The following is a 23,058-nucleotide window of genomic DNA, read 5'->3' as shown; positions in this document are numbered from 1 at the left end:
CGATGCACATCGCCATCCTCACCTTCGACGGCTTCAACGAGCTCGACTCGCTGGTCGCGCTCGGTGTGCTCAACCGCGTGAAGAAGCCCGGCTGGCGCGTGACGCTGGCCTCGCCCAGCGCCACCGTGACCTCGATGAACGGCGTCACGGTGCACGCCACCGCGACGCTCGAATCGGCCTGCGAGGCGGGTGCGGTGATCGTCGGCAGCGGCATCCGCACGCGCGAGATCGCCGCCGACGCGGGCCTGATGGGCGTGCTGCGCGGGCTCGACCCGTCGCGCCAGCTCATCGGCGCGCAATGCTCGGGCACGCTGCTGCTGGCCAAGCTCGGCCTGCTGGGCACGGTGCCGGCCTGCACCGACCTCACGACCAAGCCCTGGGTGCAGGAAGCCGGCATCGAGGTGCTCAACCAGCCCTTCTTCGCGCAGGGCAACGTGGCCACCGCGGGCGGCTGCTTCTCGGCGCCCTACCTCGCGGCGTGGCTCATCGCGCGCACCGAAGGCCTGGAGGCCGCGAAGAGCGCGCTGCACTACGTCGCGCCGGTCGGCGAGAAAGACGACTACGTGGCGCGCGCGATGCGCAACATCGAACCGTACCTGCAGGCCACGGCCGACGCCCTCTGCGCACAAGGACACTGAACACCATGCTCAACATCTGGGGCCGCATCAGTTCGATCAACGTGCGCAAGGTCGTGTGGTGCGCGCAGGAACTCGGGCTCGACTTCCAGCGCACCGAGGCCGGCGGCAAGTTCGGCGTGGTGCAGACGCCCGAATACCGCGCGCTCAACCCGAACGCCATGGTGCCCACCATCGACGACGGCGAAGGCGCCGAGCGCGTCACGCTGTGGGAGTCGAACGTCATCGTGCGCTACCTGTGCGCCCGCTACTCGCACGGCACGCTCTACCCGAGCGAGCTGCCCGCGCGCTTCGACGCCGAGCGCTGGATGGACTGGCAGCAGACCACGCTCAACCGCGCCAGCCGCGACGCCTTCGTGCAATGGGTGCGCACGCCGCCCTCGGAGCGCCAGCCCGCGCTGATCGCCGCGTCGGTGCGCGAGAGCGAGGCGCTGTTCGCGATGCTCGACGCGCACCTCGCGCAGCGCCCCTACATGGCCGGCGAGCGCTTCACCATGGCCGACATCCCGATCGGCTGCGAGGCGCACCGCTGGTTCGGCCTGCCCGGCGCCGAGTACCGCCGGCCGACCTGGCCGAACGTCGAGCGCTGGTATTCGGAACTGCTTTCCCGCCCGGGCACGCGTGGCGTGCTTGATTTATCCCTCGAATGACCCTGATGAAATCCCGCCCCTTCAAGCAAGTCGACGTCTTCACCGCCACCGCCTACTACGGCAACCCGCTCGCGGTGGTGATCGACGGCCAGGACCTGGACGACGCCGCCATGCAGCGCTTCGCGCAGTGGACCAACCTGTCGGAGACCACCTTCCTGCTGCCGCCGACCGACCCGGGCGCCGACTACCGCGTGCGCATCTTCACGCCCGGCGGCGAGCTGCCCTTTGCCGGCCACCCGACCATCGGCAGCTGCCATGCGTGGCTGCAGGCCGGCGGCAAGCCCAAGGTGGCGGGCCGCGTGGTCCAGCAGTGCGGCGCCGGCCTCGTGCCGCTGCGGCGCGACGGCGAGCGCCTGGCCTTTGCTGCGCCGCCGCTCAAGCGCAGCGCCCCGAGCCCCGCGCTGCTGGCCAAGGTGGCCGGCGCGCTGGGCCTGAAGGCGCAGCAGGTCATCGCGGCGCAGGTGCTCGACAACGGCCCGGTCTGGTTCGGCCTGTTGCTGAACGACGCCGATGCCGTGCTGGCGCTGCAGCCCGACCACCGCGCGCTGAAGGAACTGGGCGTGAAGGCCGGCGTGGCCGGCGTGCCCTCGGCGCACGACACCTCGCTGCTCATCGGCCGTTCGAACCGCGAGGCGCGCGCCTTCGGCAACCGCCCCGCCACGCCGAACGACGACGGCGCCAAGATCGACCTCGAGGTGCGCGCCTTCGCCGAGCCCATCGGCGTGCAGGAAGACCCGGTCACCGGCAGCCTCAACGCCAGCCTGGCTGAATGGCTGATCGCCGACGGCCACATGCCCGAGCGCTACCTGGCCGCGCAAGGCCAGTGCCTGGGCCGCGCCGGCCGCGTGCACATCGAGCGCGACAGCGACGGCACGATCTGGGTCGGCGGCGATGCCGTGACCTGCGTCGACGGCCACGTCACGCTCTGAACGAAAGCCACACCATGCACCCCGCCGAAGTCGACCACCTGGTGATCGCCGCCGCCTCGCTGGCCGAGGGCGTGGCATGGTGCGAGGCCACGCTCGGCGTCACGCCCGCGCCGGGCGGCGTGCACCCACTCATGGGCACGCACAACCGGCTGCTGAACATCGCGAGCGCCGCGTTCCCGCGCGCCTATGCCGAGATCATCGCGATCGAGCCCGGCAAGGCGCCGTCGCGGCCGAAGACGCGCCGCTGGTTCGACCTGGACGACGCCGCGCTGCAGGCCGCGCTCGCGCAGCGCGGCCCGCGGCTCATCCACTTCGTGGCGCGCGTGCCCGATGCGCATGCCGCCACGCAGGCGCTCGCGCGCGAGGAGCATGCGCACATCGACCGCGGCCATCTGCTCGAAGCCTCGCGCGACACGCCGGCCGGCCGGCTCGAATGGCAGATCACGGTGCGCGACGACGGCCAGCGCCTGTTCTACGGCGCACTGCCCACGCTGATCCAGTGGGGCGCGGTGCACCCCACCGACGCCATGCCCGCCTCGGGCCTGGCGCTGCGTTCGCTGCGCGTGGCGCATCCGCGCGCGCCGGCGCTGTCGGCCGCGCTCACGGCCATCGGCATGGGCAGCCTGCCGGTCGATGCCGGGCCGCCCAACCTCGTCGCCGTGCTCGACACGCCGCGCGGCCCCGTCACCCTCGAATCGCAAGGACTCTGACCCCATGCTCACCCTGACAGAAATCGCCTGGTTCGCCCTCGCCTCGCTGCTGCTGGCGCTCACGCCGGGGCCGAACATGATCTATTGCGTGTCGCGCACGCTGATCCAGGGCCGCCGCGCGGGGCTCATCTCGCTGGGCGGCGTGCTGATGGCGTTCCTGGTGCACCTGTTCGCCGCGGCGCTGGGCCTCACGGCGCTCCTGCTGGCGGTGCCGGTCGCGTTCGACGCGATCCGCTTCGCCGGCGCGGCCTACCTGATGTGGCTCGCGTGGCAGGCGGTCAAGCCCGGCGGCAACGCGCCCTTCGAGGCCCGCGCGCTGCCGGCCGACCCGCCGGCCAAGCTGTTTCGCATGGGCTTTCTCACGAACCTGCTGAACCCGAAGGTGGCGATGTTCTACCTGTCGTTCTTCCCGCAGTTCATCCATCCCGAGCGTGGCTCGGTGCTGCTGCAGAGCCTGCAGCTGGGCATGGCGCAGATGGCGAGCAGCGCGCTGGTCAACACCGTGATGATCGTCGGTGCCGCGAGCATCACGGCCGTGCTGTCGCAAAGCGCGGGCTGGCTGCGCGCGCAGCGCTACATCATGGGCAGCGTGCTGGCCGCGCTGGCCGTGCGCGTGGCGCTCACCGAACGCAAGTAAGCAACAAGAAGGACGTCGATGCGATTCACCCGCGAAGAGATCGAAGCCGCGCAGCGCACCGTGCATGCGGCCATGCCGCCCACGCCCCAGTACACCTGGCCGCAGCTGTCGCAGCGCCTGGGCGCCACGGTCTGGGCCAAGCACGAGAACCACACGCCGGTCGGCGCCTTCAAGATCCGCGGCGGCCTGACCTACTTCGAGACCCTCGCGCGCGAGCAGCCCGCCGTGCGCCACGTGATCAGCGCCACGCGCGGCAACCACGGCCAGTCGGTCGGCTTCGCGGCGCAGCGCCACGGACTGGCCGCGACCATCGTGGTGCCCCACGGCAATTCGCGCGAGAAGAATGCCGCGATGCGCGCGCTCGGCGTGACGCTGGTCGAGCATGGCGACGACTTCCAGGCGGCCTCCGAACACGCGGCGGTGCTGGCCGAGCGCGACGCACTGCACCGCGTGCCCTCGTTCCATCGCGAGCTGGTGCGCGGCGTGTCGACCGCGTACGTCGAGTTCTTCAGTGCACTGAAAGCTTCACCGCCCGACGTGCTGTTCGTGCCCATCGGCCTGGGCTCCGGCTTTGCCGGCGCGGCGGCGGCGCGTGCGCATTGCGGCGTGTCGACGAAGCTCATCGGCGTGGTGTCGGCGCATGCCACGGCCTACCGCGATTCCTTCCGCGCGCGCCGCGCCATCGAATCGCCCGTCACGACATGGCTGGCCGACGGCATGGCCTGTCGCACGCCGGTGCCTGCGTCGCTGGACGTGATCCTGCAGGAAGCCGATGACGTGATCACCGTCACCGACGACGAGGTGGCCGAAGCCATGCGCGTGCTCTTCAGCGACACGCACAACGTGGCCGAAGGCGCGGGGGCTGCCGCGCTGGCGGGCGCGCTTCAGCAGAAGGAACGCTGGCGCGGGCAGACGGTGGGCATCGCGCTGAGCGGCGGCAATGTCGATGCCGACATGTTCGCCGGCGTGCTGGGACGCAGCGCCTGATTCGATCTCAGGGCAGCGGTTGGGTATTCGCCGTGCTCAACGGCAGCCGCGACACCTCGGCCAGCAGCAGTGCCAACTGCTGCGCGGCCGCATCGATCACCGCCTGCCCCTTCGCGGCCGTGGCCGCCGCGGCATTGCCCGCTGCACCCTGCGCGTTGTAGTCCTCCATCGCCCAGCCGAGCTTGGCGCTCTTGCCGTTGCCGAGGATGGCGTAGTCCGCCGCGCGCTGCTGCGAAGTGGAACCGAAATCCTTCGCCTCGCCCATGCGCACGAACGCGGGCGTCAGCGCCAGCATCATCGAGGTCTCGACCTCTCCTGCGTGCACGCCGAAGCGGTGCTCCTGCGCGCTGAACTGCGCGTTCGCATCGCCCAGCGGCAGGTTGAACCAGCTCACGCTGTAGACGATCAGGCCGTGCGCGGCGCGCAGTTCGCGCGCCACGATGTCCATCGCGCCCACATGGCCGCCGTGGGCGTTGAACAGCACCAGCTTCTTCACGCCGGCGCGCGCCACGCCCGCGCCGATCTCGTTCCACATGCGGATCAGCGTCTCGGCCGAGAAGGTGAGCGTGCCCGCGAAGCGCGCGTGCTCGGGGCTCAGGCCGATCTGCTGGGTCGGCAGGAACAGCGCCGGCAGTTCCGGCGGCAGCAGCGGCAGCGCCGCGGCCACGATGCCGTCGGCCAGCACGGTGTCCACGCCCAGCGGCAGGTGCGGGCCGTGCTGCTCGGTGGCGCCCAGCGGCAGCACCGCCACGGTGGTCGCCGCGTCGAGCGCGGCGAAGTCGCGCGTCGTCAATTGGGACCAGAAACGGGGCAAAGAAACCGGAAGTGCGTTCATGCCGCGATCTTAGGACGGGGCCATGGGCGACGCATGGGGCAACACTTGCATACAACTTGCCAACATCGGATGAATTGATCGCGAATCTGTTCACGATTAGTTCTCATCTTTCCCGATATTCGGTCCTATTGTTTACAAATTGACCTAGAGTCACTTTTCACGAACTTTCCGCCACGGCTTGTCACGGCCCAGGAGAGTTCACGCAAAAGGGAGTAGCGTGTCCATCCATCCACAAAAAAATGGAGGCACCGTCGTTGCCGGGCGCAAAGTCGCGCCCTTCAAGGCATTGCCTCACCATCTCGCACGTGCCGTGCGAGGTTTGCCGCCGATCGTGTGCGTGCTGGTCTTCGGAAGCAGCGCCGCCTACGCGGATTCCACTGTCGCGCCCTCGCTTGTCGCCACCCTTGGCGGCGCGGTGGCATATGACGCCTCGCAGCACGACGCCCTGATCGTCGCGCGCCGCGCCGGTCGCATCACGCCGGCCCACGCCCTGCAACAGCTGCGCCAATGGCTGGCCGCCCCGCTGGCCGACGAGCAGCGCCGTCGCGTGGCGTCCGACGCCATCGCGATCGCGGTGGCCGAGGGCCAGTTCGCCGATGCAGTGGCCGTGGGCCACCAGGTGCCGCCGAGCGAGCTGGGCGATTACGCGCTCGGCCCGCTGGCCGGCGCCGCGCGGCGCACGGGCGACATCGCCCTGCAAGGCGACACCGTCAAGGTCTGGCGCGCGCGCCAGCCGGCGGCCCGCGAACCGCGCATCCACGAAGCCTTCTGGCGACTGGCCAGCGGCGACACGGCGGGCGCGCAAACCCTCTACCGCGCACTCGCACAGCCCGCGCCCACCGAAGTCGCCGACCGCGTCGCGCTGCTCGACCTGCGCGCCGCGCTGGCGCGCGCCCAGGGCCAGCCCTTCCAGGCGCTCACGGCCTACAGCGAGATCACCGCGCTGCAGCCCGCGCGCCGCGATGCGCAGCGCGATGCCGACTTCCTGCTGGCCGAGTACGGTGGCGCCACCGCTGCGTTCGAGGACGCGCAGGCGGCCGAACGCAAGCAGCCCGGCAGCCTTGCGCCGCTGACGCTCGCGCTGCTCGAACAGCAGGCGCTGGCGCAGCAGCTGCGCTGGGCCGTGAAGGCGCGCGACCAGCGCCTGGGCGCGGCGCGCGTCGCCGACCTCGACAAGGTGCTGGCCGCCCAGAGTGGCGCGCTGGCCCGCGTCGACGCCGCGCTCGCGCAGCCCGCCCCGCCCGACGCCGACACCTGGCGCACGCTGCGCATGCGGCTGCAGTCGGACCGCATGGCGGCGCTGCTGGAGCGTGGCCGTCCCGCCGACACCATCGCGCTGTACGACAGCCTGCGTGCCGACGGCACCGTGCTGCCGCCCTACGCGCTGGGCACCGCCGCCCGCGCGCTGGCGCAGGAGCGCCGCTCGGCCGATGCCGTGCCGCTGTTCGAAAAGGCGGTCGTCGACCTGCCGATGCCCGACAGCCTGCACTTCGGCCTGGTCTACGCCTACCTCGACACCGGCCGCTTCGACGACGCCGAGGCGCTGCTCCAGCGCATCGAAAGCGCCACGCCCGTGCTGATGCGGCTGGCACCCGAAGCCGGCCGCCCCAACGACCAGTTCTCCGAAGTCAGCGGCCTGGGCGCATTGCTGCAGCTCTACGGCGACCGCCCGAAGATCGCGCAGCCGCGCTTCGACGCACTCACGCAGGAAGCCCCGCTCAACGCGGGCTACGCCTACGGCGCCGCGCTCACCGAGCGGCTGCGCGAGCACCCCGAGGCGGCCGTGGCGCGCTTCGAGGCACTGAGCGCCGACCACCCCGACGACCTGAGCGTGCGCACCGGCCATGTCGAGGCGCTGCTCGACGCCGACGAATTCCGCGCCGCGCGGCTGCGCGCCGAAGCGCTCGAGGCCGATGCGCCCGACGCCGCCGAAGTGCGCGAGATGGCGCGCAAGCGCCGCTCGCTGGTCGGCCCGCAGCTCGAGATCGATGCAGAGGGTTCGCGCGGCGGCGGCACGCTGGCCAGCCGCGAATGGCGCGTCGACAGCCGGCTCAGCTCCGGCCTCATCGGCGACGCATGGCGCGTGTTCTACGCGCAGACGCTGGGCCGCGGCTACACCTCCGAAGGCACGGCCCAGTGGGCGCGCGGCGGCCTCGGCGCGAGCTGGCAACAAGGCCGCTGGCTGGCCGAAGGCGTGCTGCAGCATGCGAACAGCGGCCGCTACCGCAACAGCGTGGCCGGCCGCGTCGACTACCGCGCCAGCGATGCCTGGCGCCTGTCGGCCACCTACGACGGCGACAGCAAGGAGCTGCCCTGGAAGGCCCGCGCCGTGCCCTTCGGCGCGCAGGCCATCGGCGCGCGCGAGTTCGGCGCCAGCGCGGCCTACGTCGTCAACGAATCGCGCCGCTTCGACCTGCAATGGCGCCGGCTCGACTTCAGCGACGGCAACCTGCGCGACGGCCTCGACTTCGGCTGGCGCGAGCGCTGGGTCAGCACGCCGCGCTTCCAGGTCGAGACGCGGCTGGGCGTCGATGCCAGCCGCAGCCGCCTGCAGGACGTGCGCTACTTCAGCCCCTCGCGCGACGCCAGCGCGCAGCTGTCGGTGCGCGGCCAGTGGCTCACCTGGAAAAGCGACGACCGCCAGTTCTTCCAGGTGCTGGAACTCGGCGGCGGCAGCTACCAGCAGGCCGGCTTCGGCAGCGGCCCGCTGTGGAACCTGCGCTACGAGCACCGCTGGGCCCTGGGCCAGAAGCTCACGCTGCGCTACGGCCTGGCCTTCGGCAGCCACCCCTACGACGGCGTGCGCGAAAAACAGCGCGGCGTGTTCCTGAACCTTTCGATGCCCCTGCAGTGATGTCCGTGATGCAAGCCCCCACCTTCTTCCTCCGGCTGCGCGCGGCCCTGCTCGGGCTGCTGCTGGCGGCGGCCTTGCCTGCGCTGGCGGCGCCGGTGCTGCCCGCCGACCCCGACAACGGCGTCGACTTCCGCGTGATCTCGTTCCACGACGTGCGCCCCAACGTGCGCGCCAGCTTCGAGACCTCGCCCGACGAAACCGCCATCGACGAGCGCACGCTCGCCGAAGTGTTCGCCTGGCTGCGCCACAACGGCTACCACCCGGTCAGCCTGCAGCAGATCATCGATGCGCGCAGCGGCGGCAAGCCGCTGCCCTCGCAGCCCGTGCTGCTGACCTTCGACGACGGCTACCGCAGCGCCTACACGCACGTGTTCCCGCTGCTGCAGCGCTTCAACTACCCCGCGCTGTTCGCGCTCGTGACGAGCTGGCTCGAGGTGCCCGAAGGCCAGCCCGTGCACTGGGGCGACAAGCCCGCGCCGCGCGAGAACTTCCTGCTGTGGCGCGAAGCCGCCGAGATGGCGCGCTCGCCGCTGGTCGAGTTCGCCAGCCACACCGACGCGATGCACACCGGCATCCAGGCCAACCCGCAGGGCAACATGCTGCCCGCCGCGGCCACGCACCGCTACGACCCGACCACCGGCCGCTACGAGGACGACGCCGCCTACCTGCGCCGCATCGAGACCGACCTGCGCCGCAGCCGTGAGCTGATCGAGAAGCGCACCGGCGCCAAGGTGCGCGCCACCGTGTGGCCCTACGGCGCCTACAACACGCCTGCGCTGGAAGCCTCGGCGCGCGTGGGCATGCCGATCACCTTCACGCTCGACGACGGCGCGAACACGAAGGAGATTCCGCTCAGCCGCATCCGCCGCGCACTGGCCGCCTACGACAACGAGGCGCCCGACTACGTGCAGATGCTGCGCAGCCCGGTGGGCGGCGAGGTGCGCCCGATCAACCGCGTGATGCACGTCGACCTGGACTACGTGTACGACGCCGACCCGGCCCAGCAGGAGCGCAACCTCTCGGCGCTGATCGAGCGCGTGGCCGCCGTGCGCCCGCGCTCGGTGTTCCTGCAGGCCTATGCCGACCCCGACGGCGACGGCGTGGCCGACGCGCTGTACTTTCCCAACCGCCACCTGCCGATGCGCGCCGACCTGTTCGCCCGCGCCGCCTGGCAGCTGCGCAGCCGCACCGGCGTGAAGGTCTACGCGTGGATGCCCGTCACCGCCTACCGGCTGCCCGCGTCGAACCCGCTGGCCACGCACACGGTGCGCACGCTCAAGGGCGACGCGCCGGCCGACCGCTACCACCGGCTCTCACCCTTCGACCCGGCCGTGCGCACGCTGGTCGGCGACCTGTACGAAGACCTGGGTCGCCACACCTTCTTCGAGGGCCTGCTGTTCCACGACGACGCCATGCTCTCGGACGACGAGGACGCAAGCCCCGCCGCGCTCGACACCTACCGCCGCTGGGGCCTGCCGGCCGACGTGGCCGCGCTGCGCGCCGACCCCGCGCTCATGGCGCGCTGGACCGCGGCCAAGACCCGCTACCTGATCGACTTCACGCACGAACTCGCGGCGCGCGTGGGCACCTGGCGCCCCGCGCTGGAAACGGCGCGCAACCTCTACGCGCGCCCGGTGCTGGAGCCGCAGGCCGAGCAGTGGTTCGCACAGAACTACGAAGCCTCGCTGGCCGCCTACGACTACGTCGGCCTGATGGCCATGCCGCGCATGGAGCAGGAGGCCCGCACCCCGGCCGACAGCGACGCCTGGCTGGGCCGCCTCGCGCAGCGCGCGGCCGCCGCGCCGCACGGCCTGGACCGCACCGTGTTCGAGCTGCAGGCGCGCGACTGGCGCACCGGGAAACCCGTGGCCGATGCCGAGCTCACGCGCCAGTGGACCCTGCTGCAGCGCGCCGGCGTGCGCCACCTGGGCTACTACCCCGACGACTTCCTGAACAACCAGCCCTCGCTGGAGACCGTGCGCCGCGCGATCTCGGTGCGTTCGCTGCTGTCGCGCGCCCCGCGGCGCAACCACGACGCCGCCACGCTGCCGCCTGAAGGAGGGAAGCCCCGATGAACACGCTCCAGATGCTGGTGGACCTGATTCCGCCGGTGCTCTTCGGCTTCGTCTTCTACTACCCGTTCTTCATGGCGTGGGTGTGGATCGCGGGCGGCCTCTCGCACGCGTGGTCGTTCGAGCGCAAGCGCGACGTCGAGGCCGACCCGCTCGAGGCCCTGCCCTCGCAGCCGCTCGTGACCGTGGTCGTGCCCTGCTTCAACGAGGCGCCGCACCTGCGCGAAGTGATCGAGCAGCTCATGCGCACGCGCTACCCGAACTACGAGGTGATTGCCGTCAACGACGGCAGCACCGACGGCACCGGCGAGCTGCTCGACGAGATGACGCAGGAGTTCAGCCGCCTGCGCGTGATCCACAACGCCAGCAACCAGGGCAAGGCCGTGGGCCTGAACACCGCCTGCCAGCTGGCGCGCGGCGAGTACATCCTGGGCATCGACGGCGACGCGCTGGTCGACCCCAACGCCATCGCCTGGATGCTCAAGCGCATGCTGGCCTCGGATCGCATCGGCGCCGTCACCGGCAACCCGCGCATCCGCACGCGCACCACGCTGCTGGGGCGCATGCAGGTGGGCGAGTTCTCGTCGATCATCGGCCTCATCAAGCGCTCGCAGCAGCTCATCGGCACGCTCTTCACGGTGTCGGGCGTGCTCGCCATGTTCCGCCGCCGCGCCGTGCTCGAAGTGGGCTTCTGGAGCCCCGACGTGCTCACCGAGGACATCGACATGAGCTGGAAGCTCCAGCTCGCCGGCTGGCGCCTGCGCTTCGAGCCGCGCGCGCTGTGCTGGATCCTCATGCCCGAGACCCTGCGCGGCCTGTGGAAGCAGCGCCTGCGCTGGGCCGTCGGCGGCATCCAGACCATGCTGCGCATCACGCCGTCCATCCTGCGCCTGCGCAGCTGGCGCCTGTGGCTCATCTACAGCGAGTACATGGTGAGCGTGGTGTGGGCCTATGCGATGGCGCTGGTGCTGGTGATCAGCTTCATCCGCCCCTTCCTGCCGCACGAGTCGGCCTGGCACTCCGCGCTGCTGCCGCACTGGCAGGGCACGCTGCTGGCCATGACCTGCATCCTGCAGATGCTGCTGAGCCTGTGGATCGACCGTCGCTACGACCGCGACCTCATGCGCTATTTCGCCGGAACGATCTGGTACCCGATCGCGTTCTGGACGATCACGATGGCCACCACGGTGGTCGCCCTTCCCAACGCTCTGATGCGTCGTCGCGGCAAGCGCGCGGTGTGGACGAGCCCTGACCGAGGAGTTTCTTCCGATGCATCCTGAGAACCCGCCCTCTTCGCCGGCGCTGCACGAAGCCCCGCCGCCCCGCACCCGTTCGTGGGGCCAGCCCGCGGTCGACGAACCCATCATCGACGCCGCGCGCATCCCGCTGCACGCCTTCGGCAACGGCCGTTCGCCGGCGCGCACCCTGGCCATGTACCTGTGGCTGCGCGTGCTGCGCCCGGCCATCACCGTCGCGATCTGGTTCTGCGCCATCTGGTACGCCTGGCCCTACGTGATGGGCGCGCGCTCCCAGCCCGAGGTGCTTCAGCTGCTGGGCCTGTACGCCATCGTCATCGGCGTGATCCTCGCCTCGATGCTGGTCATGGGCCCGCTGCGCCGACGCCAGCACCGGCGCGAAACGCCGCCGGAAAAAGAGCAGTCCTCGCTGTTCGCGCTGGCGTCGTACATCGAGGTCGCGCCCGCGCGCCTGTCGACCTGGCAACGCACGCGCCAGCTGCTGGCGCACCACGACAACCAGGGCCATCTGCGCGACGCCACCGACACCGCGCCGGCCGCGCTGGAAGAAGAAGCACCAGCGAAGCGCCGCAAGGCCTGACGCGCAGGAGCAACCGGCGCGGCCTTTCGGCCGCGTCGCTGCAGGGATTTCGGGGCGGTGATTCAATCGCGCGGCGGCAGCGCCGCAGACAGACCCACCTTCTTCCAAGGACCCCCGACATGGACCTCCAGCTCCAGGACCAGCACGTTCTCATCACCGGCGGCAGCAAGGGCATCGGCCTGGCCTGCGCGCTGGGTTTCCTGCGCGAAGGCGCGCGCGTGAGCCTGGTCTCGCGCGACCTGCAGAACCTGCAGCAGGGCCAGCAGTCGCTGCTCGCCGCGTTCCCGCAAGCCGAAGGCCGCGTCAGCCTGCACGCCGCCGACCTCAAGAACCCCGCCAGTGCCGTGGCCGCACTCGACGCCGCAGAACAGACATTCGGCCCCGTCGACGTGCTCGTCAACTCGGCAGGCGCCGCGCGCCGCACCCCGCCCGACGAGCTCACGCCTGCCGCGTGGCACGACGCGATGGACGCCAAGTACTTCACCTACATCCACATGATCGACCCGGTCGTGAAGCGCATGGGCACGCGCGGTCGCGGCGCGATCGTCAATGTGATCGGCCAGGGCGGCAAGGTCGCCAGCCCCGTGCACATGGCCGGCGGTGCCGCCAACGCCGCGCTGATGCTGGTGAGTGCCGGCATGGCCGCGGCCTATGCGGCCAAGGGCGTGCGCGTGAACGCCGTGAACCCCGGCCTCACGCTGACCGCGCGGCTGCAGGAAGGCATGAAGGCCGACGCCAAGTTGCAGGGCATCGACACCGACGAAGCGCTGGAGCGCGCCACCGCACGCTTGCCGCTGGGCCGCATCGCGACGCCCGAGGAAGTCGCCAACACCGTGCTGTTCCTGGCGTCGTCGAAGGCAAGCTATGTGACGGGGGCGATCGTGGCGATGGATGGGGCGGTGACGCCGATGATTTGAGGATGGACAGGGCGGGTTCAAAGGCCGCTGCCCTCCCCCCAACCCTCTCCCAGAGGGAGAGGGAGTAAGCCCGGGGAACGAATCCAGGAGCGAACGCAGTGATGCGATCCCCCAGGCCGAGCGAAGCGATGGCCCGAGTGCTCCCCCTCCCCTCTGGCCGCGCCGAGGAGCGCAGCGTTTCGCGGATCAGGGCTCGCCCTTGTTTGAGCGAAGCGAGTTTGGGCGAGACCCCGCGAAACGCGAGCACCGCAGGTTGCCCGCAGCGAAGCGGAGGGACGCGGACAGTGGGGTCGCCTTTTCTTTGCTTACTTTCTTTTGGCGAAGCAAAAGAAAGTGAGTCGCCCGCCGGGGCGAGACCCGGCCCCCGAAAGCAAACCCTCAGCCCAAAGCCAACAACCCCTCGAACTTCAACGCCAGGAAGTCGACAAAACCCCGAACCCGAGCCGGCACAAACCTCCCACTAGGCAACAGCGCATGCAACGGATAAGGCTCCGTCTCCCAATCCGGCAGCAGCCGCACAAGACGACCTTCCCGAATGTCATTACGCACATCCAAAGCAGACTTCAGCGAAATCCCATACCCCGCCACAGTCCACTCTCGCGCCAGCGAAGCATCATCCACACTCCGATCCCCATTCACCCGCACCTCCGTCCACTGCCCCAACTGCGCAAACCGCCACACCCGGTGCCGTCGCCCACTCCGGTTGAACGTCAGGCAGTTGTGCTGCAGCAGATCCTGCGGAACCCGAGGCAAGGGATGCCGACGCAGATAGTCCGGTGAAGCCGTCAGCACCGGATTCGTCAGCGCAAACGCCCGCGCCACCAGCCGCGAATCGGCCAGCGCCCCGTAGCGCAGCGCCACGTCCACTTCGTCGCGCATCACGTCCAGCGGCCGATCCCCGACAGAGAGCGACAACTGTACCCCCGGATGCAACGCCAGGAACTCGTCGAACCAGGGCAGCAAGGTGCTGCGGGTGAGGTCCGACGGCGAGGCCACCCGCAAGGTCCCGACGAGTTCCCCCCGGTCCGCAGTGACCAGCGACTCCCCCTCGTCCAGCAGCTCAAAAGCACGCACCGCATAGTCGAGCAGCGTCTGCCCCTGCGGCGTCAGCCGCATCGCCCGGGTGGAGCGTTCGAACAGCCGCGCCCCCAACTGCGCCTCCAGCCGCTTCAAGGTCGCACTGGCCGCCGCGGGCGTGATCCCCAGCGCATGCCCCGCCGCCGTCAACGTGCCGCCACGCGCCGTCTGCACGAGCACCTGCAGGTCCGATATATTTTCAATCTTCATTTGAAAGTGTTGGTGATTCAGGCCGCCTTATCAAACAGCCGTTGTCATCCTACAGTCCAGCCATCGTTCCAGAAAGAAGGTTTCTTCCCATGAAAGCCGTCGGCTACCACCAGCCCCTCCCCATCGACCACCCCGAATCGCTGCAGGACATCGAGCTCCCCGCCCCCGTCCCCGGCGCGCGCGACCTGCTGGTGCGCGTGAAGGCCGTGTCGGTCAACCCGGTCGACACCAAGGTCCGCAAGAACGCCGCCCCCGAAGCCGGCCAAGCCAAGGTGCTGGGCTGGGACGCAGTCGGCACCGTCGAAGCCATCGGCAGCGGCGTGCAAAGCTTCAAGGTCGGCGACCGCGTCTACTACGCCGGCTCGATCATTCGCCCCGGCGCCAATTCGGAGCTGCATGCGGTCGACGAGCGCATCGCCGCCCTCGCCCCGAAGAGCCTCGACGATGCGCAGGCCGCCGCCTTGCCGCTGACCACCATCACCGCCTACGAACTGCTGTTCGACCGCCTCCAGGTGCCCAAGGACGGCGGCGACGGCCAGACGCTGCTGATCACCGGCGGCGCGGGCGGCGTGGGCTCCATCCTCATCCAGCTCGCACGCCAGCTCACGAAGCTGCGCGTGGTCGCCACCGCCTCGCGCGCCGAAACGCGCGCCTGGTGCCTGGCACTGGGCGCGCACGCTGTCATCGACCATTCGAAGCCGCTCGCCGCCGAACTCAAGGCAGCCGGCATCGACGAGGTCGACATGGTCGCCAGCCTCACGCAGACCGACCAGCACTACGCGCAGCTCATCGAGAGCCTCAAGCCCCAGGGCCAGCTCGCGGTGATCGACGACATGAAGGTGCTCGACGCGATGCCGCTGAAGACCAAGTGCATCTCGCTGCACTGGGAAATGATGTTCACGCGCTCGCGCTTCACCACGCCCGACATCGCCGAGCAAGGCAAGCTGCTCGCCGAAGTGGCCGCGCTGGTCGACGCGGGCCGCATCCGCACCACGGCGAATGCGAGCTTCGGCACCATCAACGCCGCGAACCTGCGCAAGGCACATGCGCTCATCGAGAGCGGCAAGGCGCAGGGCAAGGTGGTGCTGGCCGGGTTCTGATTTGCGCACAATCGGTCGCATGACCGACGAAAGCACACCCACCCCGTCCCACCTCATCGAATTCGAGACCCCGCGCCTGCGGGTGCGCCAATGGCGCGAGAGCGATCTCGCGCCATTTTTCGCGCTGGCCTGCGACCCGCAGGTGATGGAGTTCCTGCTGCCCTTGCCCACGCGCGCCGAGAGCGACGCCGCGGCCCACCGTACCCAGGCGCTCATCGCACAGAAGGGCTGGGGCTTCTGGGCCGTCGAGCGCAAGGACACAGGCGAGTTCATCGGATTCACCGGACTGAACGTGCCGATGGCCGCGCTGCCCTTCTCGCCCTGCGTCGAGATCGGCTGGCGCCTGTCACGCGCCAGCTGGGGCCAGGGCTTCGCGACCGAGGCCGCGCGCGGCGCGCTGCAGGTCGGCTTCGAACGGCTCGGGCTCGAAGAAATCGTGGCATTCACCGCCCATGGCAACCTGCGCTCGGCCGCCGTGATGGCACGCCTGGGCATGCACGAAGACGTGGCCGGCGCCTTCGAGCATCCGGCAGTGCCCGAAGGCGATGCGCTGCGCGGCCACCGACTGTTCCGCATCGACCGCGCGGCATGGCGGGCCGCGCAGCGCACCTCAGAATGAATGCAGCAGCAGGGCGGCGCCCGACACGATCGCGAAGACCTGCACGAAGATGCGCAGCACGCGGCCGTTGATGCGCCGATGCACCACGCGGCTGAGCACCGCGCCCACGACGAGCGCGGGCAACAGCAGGGCCGCGGCGTAGAGCTGTGAGCCGTCGATGCGCCCCGCCGCCATCAGCGTGGCCAGCGACACCAGCTCGCCGACCAGGAAGCACAGCGCGATGGTCGAGCGCATGGTGGGCGCCGGCTGGTGCTGGTAGACCAGCGCCAGCGGCGGCCCGCCGATGCCGGTCGCGGTTTCGGTGACGCCGGTCACGAGCCCCGCCGCCACGAACGCGGTGCGGCCCGGCGAGAAGGCCGGCATCATCAACGTGACCCCGGCCGCCGCGATGGTCGAGGCGCCGACGAACAGCGACAGGTGGCTCGCGCTCAGCGCCGCCAGCACCCACAGGCCGCCGACGGTGCCGAGCAAGCGCCCGCCGGTGATCCAGCTGGCGCCGGTGCGGTCGATGGCGCCGCGCTCGCGCCACATCACGTAGAAGTTCAGCGGCAGCATCAGCACCAGCACGCACACGGGCAGCAGGTCGGGGCGCACGATGCCGATCACCGGCGCGGCGATGAGCGCAAAGCCGACGCCGGTCGCGCCCTGCACGAAGGCGGCGAACAGCACGGCGAGCGAGACGAGGACCAGGTGTTGCGCGCTCACTGCGAGTGCCGCTCCGAGGCCAGGCGGCGGTGCGCGGCTGCCGGCGGATGCAGGCGCACGATGGGCGCGCGGTCCATGGCCGCGTGGGCGACGCGCGCCAGCTGCCGCTGCAGCGCGCGCGCATCCCAGTCGGGCGGCCAGCCTTCCCACAGGCGCAGGCGCCCGTCGACGAACACGGCCACGATCTGGTCGCGGTTGCCCAGGCGCACGAGGTCCCACGTGAGGTCGACGGAGGTGCACATCTCGGGCGTGTCGACATCGACGATGAGGAAGTCGGCCGCCTTGCCCACGGCGATCTCGCCCGTGAGATGGCCCAGGCCCACGGCGCGCGCGCCTTCGTGCGTGGCGTGGTCGAACCAGGTCCAGCCGCCGCCGCTGGAGGCATCGCCGATGGCCATGCCGAAGGCCAGCTTCTGCGCGGCCTCGGCCGCGTCCATCAGGCGGAAGGCGTCGCTGCGCGTGGCGTCGGTGCCCAGGCCGAAGCGGATGCCCAGCGCGGCCATCAGGTTCGCGGGCGCCACGGCATTGCCCTTCCACTGGCTGGCGACGGGGTTGTAGCTCACGGCGGTGTCGGTGTCGCGCAGCACCATGAGTTCCGAGGGCGTGACCAGCGTGCCGTGCGCGATGAGCACCTGCGGGCCGAGCGCGCCCAGGTGCGCCAGCAGCTCCAGCGGCCGCCTGCCGCGCTGCACGACCGAGCGCTCGACCGAGGCCAGGTGCTCGTTGACGTGCGTCTGGAACACGGTGCGCGCCTCGGCGCACAGGGCCGACACGGCGACCAGCATCTCGTCGGACGCCGCTTCGGGCACCGAGATGGCGAGCGAGGGATGCACCAGGTCCGCACCCGACCACTGCTGCAGGAACTGCGCGGCATGTGACTGGATGGCCTGTCGATCGGCGGCGCTGCTGTCGTTGCCGCCGTCGTTGCAGATCAGGCCCAGCACGCAGCGCAGCCCGGCCTCCTGCACGGCGGCGGCCACGGCGCCGATGTCGCCCGGCGCGCGCGTGCCCGCGTCGCACACGGTGGTGAAGCCGCCGCGCAGCGATTCGAGCGCCGCGAGCTTGGAGGCCATGTAGACGAACTCGTCGTCCAGGCTCGACTCGAGCGGCACCCACACGCGCCGGAAGATCTCGGACGGCTCGCCGTAGGCCAGCGACTTGCCGAAGGACTGCGTGAGGTGGTGGTGCGCGTCGATCATGCCCGGCATCAGCAGCTTGCCGGGCAGGTGCAGCGGCGTGAGCTGCGGGTGGCGGGCGATGAGCGCGTCGGCGGGGCCGACCTCGCGGAAACGCCCACCTGCGATGCGCACGGCATGGCCGGTGGCGGGGCCGTCGCGCAGTATCAGGTGGTCGGGAACGAGCAGCAGCTCGTCGGCCGCGAAGTGCGCGGCATCGAGTTCAGGAGACATGGTGAAAGGAGAGAGCGGGAAAAGAAATGAGGAGGCGCTCATTGCGGCGCCGGTGCGATGGCCGGGCTGTCGGCCGGCACGCGGTTGAACACCAGGTTGAGCACCACCGCCGTGAGCGAGCCCATGGCCAGGCCGTTGCCCAGCACCAGCTGCAGCGTGTCGGGAAAGCGGCTGTACAGGCCCGGCACGACGATGGGCAGCAGGCCCATGGTCAGCGCGCCGGCCAGCACGAACATGTTGCCGCGCTCGTGCAGGTCGACCTTGCGCAGCATGTCGATGCCCATGGTGCCGATGATCGCGAACACCACCATCGCGGTGCCGCCGACCACGGCCGACGGAATGGCGCTGGCCAGCCGGCCCAGCGGCGCCGACAGCGCGATGAGGATCAGGATCACGCCGGCCGCGGCCGTCACGTAGCGCGAGCGCACGTTGGTGGCGCGCACGATGCCGATGTTCTCGCCGCTGGTGATGATCATCGAGGTGCCGAACAGGCCCCCCGCCAGCGACACCAGCGCGTCGCCGCGGATGGTGCGCGGCACCACGTCGCGCGGATCGATCCTGCGGCCCACCACCTCGGCCACCGCCACGGTCTGCCCCGTGGCCTCGACCATCGAGATGATGCTGAAGATCAGGAGCGGCACGGCCGCCACCAGGTCGAAGCGCGGCATGCCGAAGGGCAGCAGCGTCGGCGCGCTCCAGAAGGGCCCGGCGGCCACGCTGCCGAAGTCCATCAGCCCGCAGGCCGCGGCCAGCACCGTGCCGGCCAGCAGGCCCAGCAGCACGGCGAGCTGGCCGAGCGTGCCCTTGAACACGCGCGCGAACAGCACCGTGAAACCGATGGTCGCCAGCGCCAGCCCGATGTTCACCGGGTCGGCAAAGGTGGACGTGCCGGCCTTGCCCGCGATGATGCCGCCGTACACCTTCACGAGGTTGATCGACACCAGCAGCAGCAAGGTGCCGATGACGATCTTCGGAAAGTAGCGCAGGCAGCGCGCGAACACCGGCAGCACCAGGAAGTAGAACAGCGCCGTGAGGATCACCGCGCCCGAGGCCGTCTGCAGGTCGCGCTGCTGGGCGATGGTCACGAACATCACGATGGGCGCGCCGCCCGGCACCATCACGAAGGGCAGGCGCGCGCCGAACTTCCACGGCCCGAACGACTGCAGCAGGGTGCCCACGCCGCACAGCAGGAAGGTGGCGCTGATCAGGTTGACCGTGAGCGCGGACTCCAGCCCCAGCGCCTTGGCCACGAGGAACACCGAGGTGATGGGCACGGCCGCCATCACCAGCACGTGCTGCAGGCCGAACAGCAGCAGTTGCGACAGGGGCAGCACCGCATCGACCGGGGCGATGGCGGAAGGCGCGCCGACAGGCACGACCGGGGGCACAGCAGAGGCATCGGGCACACGGGACATCATGGAATCCTTGAACCGGGACCGCGCCCAAATCGATTTGGGCGCACTGGCAAAAAAAGCCGCCGAAGCGGGTGAAGTACATTCCGAGGCATGGCGCCCCAAAACGATTTGGGAATTGAATCACCGCTTTTCGAAAAGGTCAACGGGATGAGCACCAACCCATCGCCGCGGGCAAACATCAAGGACGTGGCGCGCGAAGCGGGCGTGTCGCCGACCACGGTCTCGCACGCGCTCAACGCCCGGGGCCAGGTCGACGCGGAAACGCGCGCGCGCGTCGAGCAGGCGGCGCTGAAGCTGGGCTACCGGCCCAACCGCAATGCGCAGCGGCTGCGAACGGGCGAGGCGCACATGATCGTGCTGCTGTCGTCGATGCCGTTCGCGGTGGCCGGCGGCCCGTCGCGCCTGGGCTTCCTGATGGAAGTGGCGGCCGTGGCGGCCGCCGCGGCGCTGGACCGCCGGCTGGCGCTGGTGCTGGCGCCGCCGATGGAAACCGGCCGCGTGCCGATGGAGCTGCTCGACGTGGACGGTGCGCTGGTCATCGAGCCTTCGGCGGGCGACCCCAACCTGGCGTACCTGCTGCGGCGCGGCCTGCCGGTGGTGGCCATCGGCAAGCCGGCCGAGGAAGCGGCCGACGGGCCGGCGATGCCGCCCTATGTCGACATCCACTCGGGCCAGACGACGCGCCTGCTGCTCGAGCACCTGCACGACCAGGGCGCGCGCAAGGTCGCGATGATCCTCGGCTCGGCCGCGCGCAATTCCTATGTGGAAGGCCAGGCGGCCTACCAGGCCTTCGCCGCCGCGCGCGGGCAGGCACCGCTGCTGTCGCTGGTCGACGAAGCCGAGGGCGAGAACGGCGGGCGGCAGGCCGCGCTGGCGCTGCTGGCGGCGCACCCCGACATCGACGCCTTCTGCGTGCCGGTGGACGCGTTCGCCTCCGGCGCGGTGACGGCCGTGCGCGAATCGGGCCGGCGCATTCCCGAGGACGTGATGGTCGCCACGCGCTACGACGGCCTGCGCGCGCGCACCTGCGTGCCGCCGCTCACGGCCGTCGATCTGCACCTGGACGAGGTGGCGCAGCAGGCGATTGCGCTGCTGTTCGACCACCTGCGCGGCGACACGAGCCGGCGCCGCGTCGACGGGCCGGCGGCCCAGTTGGTGCCGCGGCTGTCGTCGGCACGCCGGGGCTGATCGCGCGTCAGTTGGGTTTGCTGCGCGACACGCGCCACACCGCGTTGCCCACGTCGTCCGCCACCAGCAGCGCGCCGTTCTTGTCGAGCGCCACGCCGACCGGCCGGCCGTGCGCCTTTTCGTCGGCGCTCAAAAAGCCCGTGAGAACGTCGACCGGCGGCCCGCTCGGCTTGCCGCCGATGAAGGGCACGAACACCACCTTGTAGCCCGACTTGGGCTTGCGGTTCCACGAGCCGTGCTCGCCGATGAAGGCGCCGCTCGCGAACTCGGGCGGCATGCCGCGCGCGTGCGAGAACACCAGCCCCAGCGGCGCGACGTGCGCGCCCAGCGCGTAGTCGGGCGCCAGCGCCTTGGCCACCCGCTCGGGCTGTTGCGGCGTGACGCGCGCATCGACCACGCCACCCCAGTAGCTCCAGGGCCAGCCGTAGAAGGCGCCCTCTTTCACCGAGGTGAGGTAGTCGGGCACGAGGTCGCTGCCGATCTCGTCGCGCTCGTTCACCACGGTCCACAGCACGTTCGTCTCGGGCTCCCAGCCCAGGCCGTTGGGGTTGCGCAGGCCGCTGGCGAACAGGCGTTTCTCGCCGCTCTTCGCGTCGACCTCCCAGATCGCGGCGCGGCCCTCTTCGGCCGCCATGCCGTTCTCGCCGATGTTGCTGTTGGAGCCGACCGTGACGTACAGCTTGCTGCCGTCGGCGCTGGCGATGACGTTCTTGGTCCAGTGGTGGTTGATACCGGCGGGCAGCGCCGTCACCACGGTGGGCGTGGCGCTGACCGAGGTCTGACCCTCGGTGTAGGGCACCTTCACGAGCGCGTCGGCGTTGGCGATGAAGAGCTCGTTGCCGACCAGCGCCATGCCGTAAGGCGATGTCAGGTTCGCCAGGAACACCTGCTTCACCTCGGCCAGGCCATCGCCGTCGGCGTCGCGCAGCAGGGTGATGCGGTTGGCGCTGGGCACGCCCGCGCCCGCGCGGCCCATGACCTTGCCCATGACCCAGTTGCGCACCGTGGCGACCGGGCCGCTGGCGCCGCTGCCTTCAGGTTGGGGCGGCTTGTTGCTCTCGGCCACCAGCACGTCGCCGTTGGGCAGGGTGTAGACCCAGCGCGGGTGGTCCAGCCCGCGCGCCAGCGCCGTCACGCGCAGGCCTTCTGCGGGCGTGGGCGCGGCGGTGTCGGTCCAGCCGACGGCGGGCGCCACGTTGACGGTGGGGATCAGCGTCTTGTTCGGATCGGCCAGCTGCGGCCGGGGGCCGGTCGTGAGTTCGGGCGCGAGCTTGGCGGCCTCACCGCAGCCGGCGACGAGCAGCACGGCGGCCACGGCCGCGGCAGACAGGGCGAGGCGGACGGGAAGGTGCGGCGATGCGTTCATGCAGATTCCTTGCGCGGCAGGCGGCCGCAGACCGCCGGATCATGCGCAATCGCACGACGCGGGCGTGTCGGTCGTGGGCGCTTTCCGGCGTGCGCACACCTCCTTCGCGCATCGTCGCTACCATCGCCGCATGACCGACGACCTGTTCCGCGCCGACGCCTACCTGCGCACCTGTGAAGCCCGCATCCTGCGCCTCGACGACACCGGCATCGTGCTGGACCGCACCGTGTTCTATCCGCTGGGCGGCGGACAGGCCGGCGACGCCGGCGTGCTGGCGCTCGCCGACGGCCGCGAAATCGCCATCATCGACACCCGCAAGGCCAAGGACGCCGAGGGCCAGCCGACCGCCGAATTCGTCCATGTGCCCGCGCCCGACCAGGCCGAGCTGCTGGCCGCGCTGGCGCCCGGCGACACCGTCACCGCGCGCCTCGACTGGGAGCGCCGCCACCGGCTGATGCGCTTTCACACCGCCAGCCACCTGCTGTGCCACCTCGTGCCGGTGCCGGTGAACGGCTGCTCGATCACGCCCGAGTACGCGCGCATCGACTTCCACATCACCGACCCGCTCGACAAGGAAACGCTCACCGCGGGCCTCGCCAGGCTGGTCGAGGCCGCCCACCCGCTGACCGTGGGCGCCATCAGCGACGCCGAGCTCGACGCCAACCCCGCGCTGGTCAAGAGCATGAGCGTGCAACCGCCGCGCGGCACGGGCACGGTGCGCACCATCCGCATCGGCGGCACGGGAGAAGACGGCGGCGCGCCGTCGATCGACTTCCAGCCCTGCGGTGGCACGCACGTGGCCAACACGGCGGAAATCGGCGCCATGGTCGTCACCAAGATCGAGAAGAAGAGCGCGACCACCCGGCGCGTGGTCCTGGGCTGGCCCTCGGCCTCCGCAGCCTGAGCC

Annotated in this window: 21 protein-coding genes; 15 read left to right on the top strand and 6 right to left on the bottom strand. The window is 70.6% G+C overall.

From position 1 onward, the window contains the following. The first annotated feature begins 2 nt into the window (after positions 1-2). From AC3WQM_RS12300 to AC3WQM_RS12275, 6 genes are read left to right on the top strand one after another with little or no spacing between them, the layout of a single operon-like run. A complete protein-coding gene (locus AC3WQM_RS12300; RefSeq protein WP_492679015.1) occupies positions 3-638 on the top strand; it encodes a DJ-1/PfpI family protein in 636 nt (211 codons plus the stop codon). A 5-nt stretch (positions 639-643) separates the two neighbouring features. Continuing rightward, complete coding sequence (locus AC3WQM_RS12295) at positions 644-1,285, top strand: glutathione S-transferase family protein (protein ID WP_492679013.1); 642 nt, start codon at positions 644-646, stop codon at positions 1,283-1,285. Positions 1,286-1,290: 5 nt separating this feature from the next. Continuing rightward, positions 1,291-2,214, top strand: coding sequence for a PhzF family phenazine biosynthesis protein (locus tag AC3WQM_RS12290; protein WP_172438398.1), 924 nt, complete (start codon positions 1,291-1,293; stop codon positions 2,212-2,214). Positions 2,215-2,228: 14 nt separating this feature from the next. Continuing rightward, complete coding sequence (locus tag AC3WQM_RS12285; RefSeq protein WP_492679011.1) at positions 2,229-2,924, top strand: VOC family protein; 696 nt, start codon at positions 2,229-2,231, stop codon at positions 2,922-2,924. A 4-nt stretch (positions 2,925-2,928) separates the two neighbouring features. Continuing rightward, entirely contained in the window at positions 2,929-3,561 is a 633-nt protein-coding gene (locus AC3WQM_RS12280; RefSeq protein WP_062480600.1) for a LysE family translocator, read from the top strand. Between the two features lie 18 nt (positions 3,562-3,579). Next, complete coding sequence (locus tag AC3WQM_RS12275; protein ID WP_492679009.1) at positions 3,580-4,548, top strand: threonine dehydratase; 969 nt, start codon at positions 3,580-3,582, stop codon at positions 4,546-4,548. Between the two features lie 7 nt (positions 4,549-4,555). Here AC3WQM_RS12275 and AC3WQM_RS12270 read toward each other — a convergent pair whose 3' ends face one another. Then, a complete protein-coding gene (locus AC3WQM_RS12270; protein WP_492679007.1) occupies positions 4,556-5,383 on the bottom strand; it encodes a creatininase family protein in 828 nt (275 codons plus the stop codon). 310 nt (positions 5,384-5,693) lie between these two features. Between AC3WQM_RS12270 and pgaA the strand changes: the two genes are divergently transcribed. The 5 genes from pgaA (at position 5,694) to AC3WQM_RS12245 (ending at position 13,062) form a co-directional block, all read left to right on the top strand. Continuing rightward, entirely contained in the window at positions 5,694-8,237 is a 2,544-nt protein-coding gene (pgaA, locus tag AC3WQM_RS12265) for a poly-beta-1,6 N-acetyl-D-glucosamine export porin PgaA (RefSeq protein ID WP_492679005.1), read from the top strand. Positions 8,238-8,245: 8 nt separating this feature from the next. Beyond that, complete coding sequence (pgaB, locus tag AC3WQM_RS12260) at positions 8,246-10,312, top strand: poly-beta-1,6-N-acetyl-D-glucosamine N-deacetylase PgaB (RefSeq protein WP_492679003.1); 2,067 nt, start codon at positions 8,246-8,248, stop codon at positions 10,310-10,312. Continuing rightward, the gene (gene pgaC / locus AC3WQM_RS12255; protein WP_492679001.1) at positions 10,309-11,589 is read left to right on the top strand and encodes a poly-beta-1,6-N-acetyl-D-glucosamine synthase; all 1,281 of its coding nucleotides are present in this window, start codon (positions 10,309-10,311) and stop codon (positions 11,587-11,589) included. The genes pgaB and pgaC overlap by 4 nt, the downstream gene beginning before the upstream one ends. Continuing rightward, positions 11,579-12,145, top strand: a complete 567-nt coding sequence (gene pgaD / locus AC3WQM_RS12250) for a poly-beta-1,6-N-acetyl-D-glucosamine biosynthesis protein PgaD (RefSeq protein ID WP_492678999.1) — start codon at positions 11,579-11,581, stop codon at positions 12,143-12,145. The genes pgaC and pgaD overlap by 11 nt, the downstream gene beginning before the upstream one ends. A 119-nt stretch (positions 12,146-12,264) precedes the next feature. Next, positions 12,265-13,062 (top strand): SDR family oxidoreductase, encoded by a 798-nt coding sequence (locus AC3WQM_RS12245; protein WP_492678997.1) that lies wholly within the window; start codon positions 12,265-12,267, stop codon positions 13,060-13,062. A 378-nt stretch (positions 13,063-13,440) separates the two neighbouring features. Here the strand turns inward: AC3WQM_RS12245 and AC3WQM_RS12240 are convergent, their stop codons facing one another. Continuing rightward, a complete protein-coding gene (locus AC3WQM_RS12240) occupies positions 13,441-14,349 on the bottom strand; it encodes a LysR family transcriptional regulator (protein WP_095949478.1) in 909 nt (302 codons plus the stop codon). Between the two features lie 89 nt (positions 14,350-14,438). Here AC3WQM_RS12240 and AC3WQM_RS12235 point away from each other — a divergent pair, with 89 nt between their 5' ends. Then, complete coding sequence (locus tag AC3WQM_RS12235) at positions 14,439-15,449, top strand: zinc-binding alcohol dehydrogenase family protein (RefSeq protein WP_492678995.1); 1,011 nt, start codon at positions 14,439-14,441, stop codon at positions 15,447-15,449. A 19-nt stretch (positions 15,450-15,468) separates the two neighbouring features. Then, on the top strand, positions 15,469-16,068 hold the full coding sequence (locus AC3WQM_RS12230; protein WP_492678993.1) for a GNAT family N-acetyltransferase: 600 nt from the start codon (positions 15,469-15,471) through the stop codon (positions 16,066-16,068). Here the strand turns inward: AC3WQM_RS12230 and AC3WQM_RS12225 are convergent. From AC3WQM_RS12225 to AC3WQM_RS12215, 3 genes are read right to left on the bottom strand one after another with little or no spacing between them, the layout of a single operon-like run. Then, entirely contained in the window at positions 16,060-16,773 is a 714-nt protein-coding gene (locus tag AC3WQM_RS12225) for a sulfite exporter TauE/SafE family protein (protein ID WP_492678991.1), read from the bottom strand. The genes AC3WQM_RS12230 and AC3WQM_RS12225 overlap by 9 nt on opposite strands. Next, the gene (locus AC3WQM_RS12220; RefSeq protein WP_492678989.1) at positions 16,770-18,182 is read right to left on the bottom strand and encodes an amidohydrolase family protein; all 1,413 of its coding nucleotides are present in this window, start codon (positions 18,180-18,182) and stop codon (positions 16,770-16,772) included. The genes AC3WQM_RS12225 and AC3WQM_RS12220 overlap by 4 nt, the downstream gene beginning before the upstream one ends. Before the next feature lie 38 nt (positions 18,183-18,220). Then, positions 18,221-19,597, bottom strand: a complete 1,377-nt coding sequence (locus AC3WQM_RS12215) for a uracil-xanthine permease family protein (RefSeq protein ID WP_492678987.1) — start codon at positions 19,595-19,597, stop codon at positions 18,221-18,223. A gap of 147 nt (positions 19,598-19,744) precedes the next feature. On the opposite strand from AC3WQM_RS12215, the gene AC3WQM_RS12210 reads away from it, so the two are divergent. Further along, positions 19,745-20,785: a LacI family DNA-binding transcriptional regulator gene (locus AC3WQM_RS12210; protein ID WP_489060932.1), complete on the top strand. Its 1,041-nt coding sequence runs from the start codon at positions 19,745-19,747 to the stop codon at positions 20,783-20,785. A gap of 7 nt (positions 20,786-20,792) precedes the next feature. Here AC3WQM_RS12210 and AC3WQM_RS12205 read toward each other — a convergent pair whose 3' ends face one another. Continuing rightward, a complete protein-coding gene (locus tag AC3WQM_RS12205) occupies positions 20,793-22,151 on the bottom strand; it encodes a PQQ-dependent sugar dehydrogenase (RefSeq protein ID WP_492678985.1) in 1,359 nt (452 codons plus the stop codon). A 130-nt stretch (positions 22,152-22,281) separates the two neighbouring features. Here AC3WQM_RS12205 and AC3WQM_RS12200 point away from each other — a divergent pair, with 130 nt between their 5' ends. Then, a complete protein-coding gene (locus AC3WQM_RS12200) occupies positions 22,282-23,055 on the top strand; it encodes an alanyl-tRNA editing protein (protein WP_492678983.1) in 774 nt (257 codons plus the stop codon). The last annotated feature ends 3 nt before the right edge of the window (positions 23,056-23,058 follow it).

The organism is Variovorax sp. FW301-JW7, assembly GCF_058788795.1.
Note: the sequence above shows the minus strand (reverse complement) of the source record. Positions and strands in the feature narration are given on the sequence as shown.

Excerpts from the sequence above, each read along its gene's own strand:
- pgaB (WP_492679003.1), top strand. The coding sequence starts at position 8,246 with ATGCAAGCCCCCACCTTCTTCCTCCGGCTGCGCGCGGCCCTGCTCGGG.
- AC3WQM_RS12295 (WP_492679013.1), top strand. The coding sequence starts at position 644 with ATGCTCAACATCTGGGGCCGCATCAGTTCGATCAACGTGCGCAAGGTC.
- AC3WQM_RS12210 (WP_489060932.1), top strand. The coding sequence starts at position 19,745 with ATGAGCACCAACCCATCGCCGCGGGCAAACATCAAGGACGTGGCGCGC.
- AC3WQM_RS12200 (WP_492678983.1), top strand. The coding sequence starts at position 22,282 with ATGACCGACGACCTGTTCCGCGCCGACGCCTACCTGCGCACCTGTGAA.
- pgaD (WP_492678999.1), top strand. The coding sequence starts at position 11,579 with ATGCATCCTGAGAACCCGCCCTCTTCGCCGGCGCTGCACGAAGCCCCG.
- AC3WQM_RS12215 (WP_492678987.1), bottom strand. The coding sequence starts at position 19,597 with ATGTCCCGTGTGCCCGATGCCTCTGCTGTGCCCCCGGTCGTGCCTGTC.
- AC3WQM_RS12275 (WP_492679009.1), top strand. The coding sequence starts at position 3,580 with ATGCGATTCACCCGCGAAGAGATCGAAGCCGCGCAGCGCACCGTGCAT.
- AC3WQM_RS12270 (WP_492679007.1), bottom strand. The coding sequence starts at position 5,383 with ATGAACGCACTTCCGGTTTCTTTGCCCCGTTTCTGGTCCCAATTGACG.
- AC3WQM_RS12220 (WP_492678989.1), bottom strand. The coding sequence starts at position 18,182 with ATGTCTCCTGAACTCGATGCCGCGCACTTCGCGGCCGACGAGCTGCTG.
- AC3WQM_RS12285 (WP_492679011.1), top strand. The coding sequence starts at position 2,229 with ATGCACCCCGCCGAAGTCGACCACCTGGTGATCGCCGCCGCCTCGCTG.
- AC3WQM_RS12300 (WP_492679015.1), top strand. The coding sequence starts at position 3 with ATGCACATCGCCATCCTCACCTTCGACGGCTTCAACGAGCTCGACTCG.
- AC3WQM_RS12245 (WP_492678997.1), top strand. The coding sequence starts at position 12,265 with ATGGACCTCCAGCTCCAGGACCAGCACGTTCTCATCACCGGCGGCAGC.
- pgaC (WP_492679001.1), top strand. The coding sequence starts at position 10,309 with ATGAACACGCTCCAGATGCTGGTGGACCTGATTCCGCCGGTGCTCTTC.
- AC3WQM_RS12205 (WP_492678985.1), bottom strand. The coding sequence starts at position 22,151 with ATGAACGCATCGCCGCACCTTCCCGTCCGCCTCGCCCTGTCTGCCGCG.
- AC3WQM_RS12230 (WP_492678993.1), top strand. The coding sequence starts at position 15,469 with ATGACCGACGAAAGCACACCCACCCCGTCCCACCTCATCGAATTCGAG.
- AC3WQM_RS12235 (WP_492678995.1), top strand. The coding sequence starts at position 14,439 with ATGAAAGCCGTCGGCTACCACCAGCCCCTCCCCATCGACCACCCCGAA.
- AC3WQM_RS12290 (WP_172438398.1), top strand. The coding sequence starts at position 1,291 with ATGAAATCCCGCCCCTTCAAGCAAGTCGACGTCTTCACCGCCACCGCC.
- AC3WQM_RS12280 (WP_062480600.1), top strand. The coding sequence starts at position 2,929 with ATGCTCACCCTGACAGAAATCGCCTGGTTCGCCCTCGCCTCGCTGCTG.
- AC3WQM_RS12240 (WP_095949478.1), bottom strand. The coding sequence starts at position 14,349 with ATGAAGATTGAAAATATATCGGACCTGCAGGTGCTCGTGCAGACGGCG.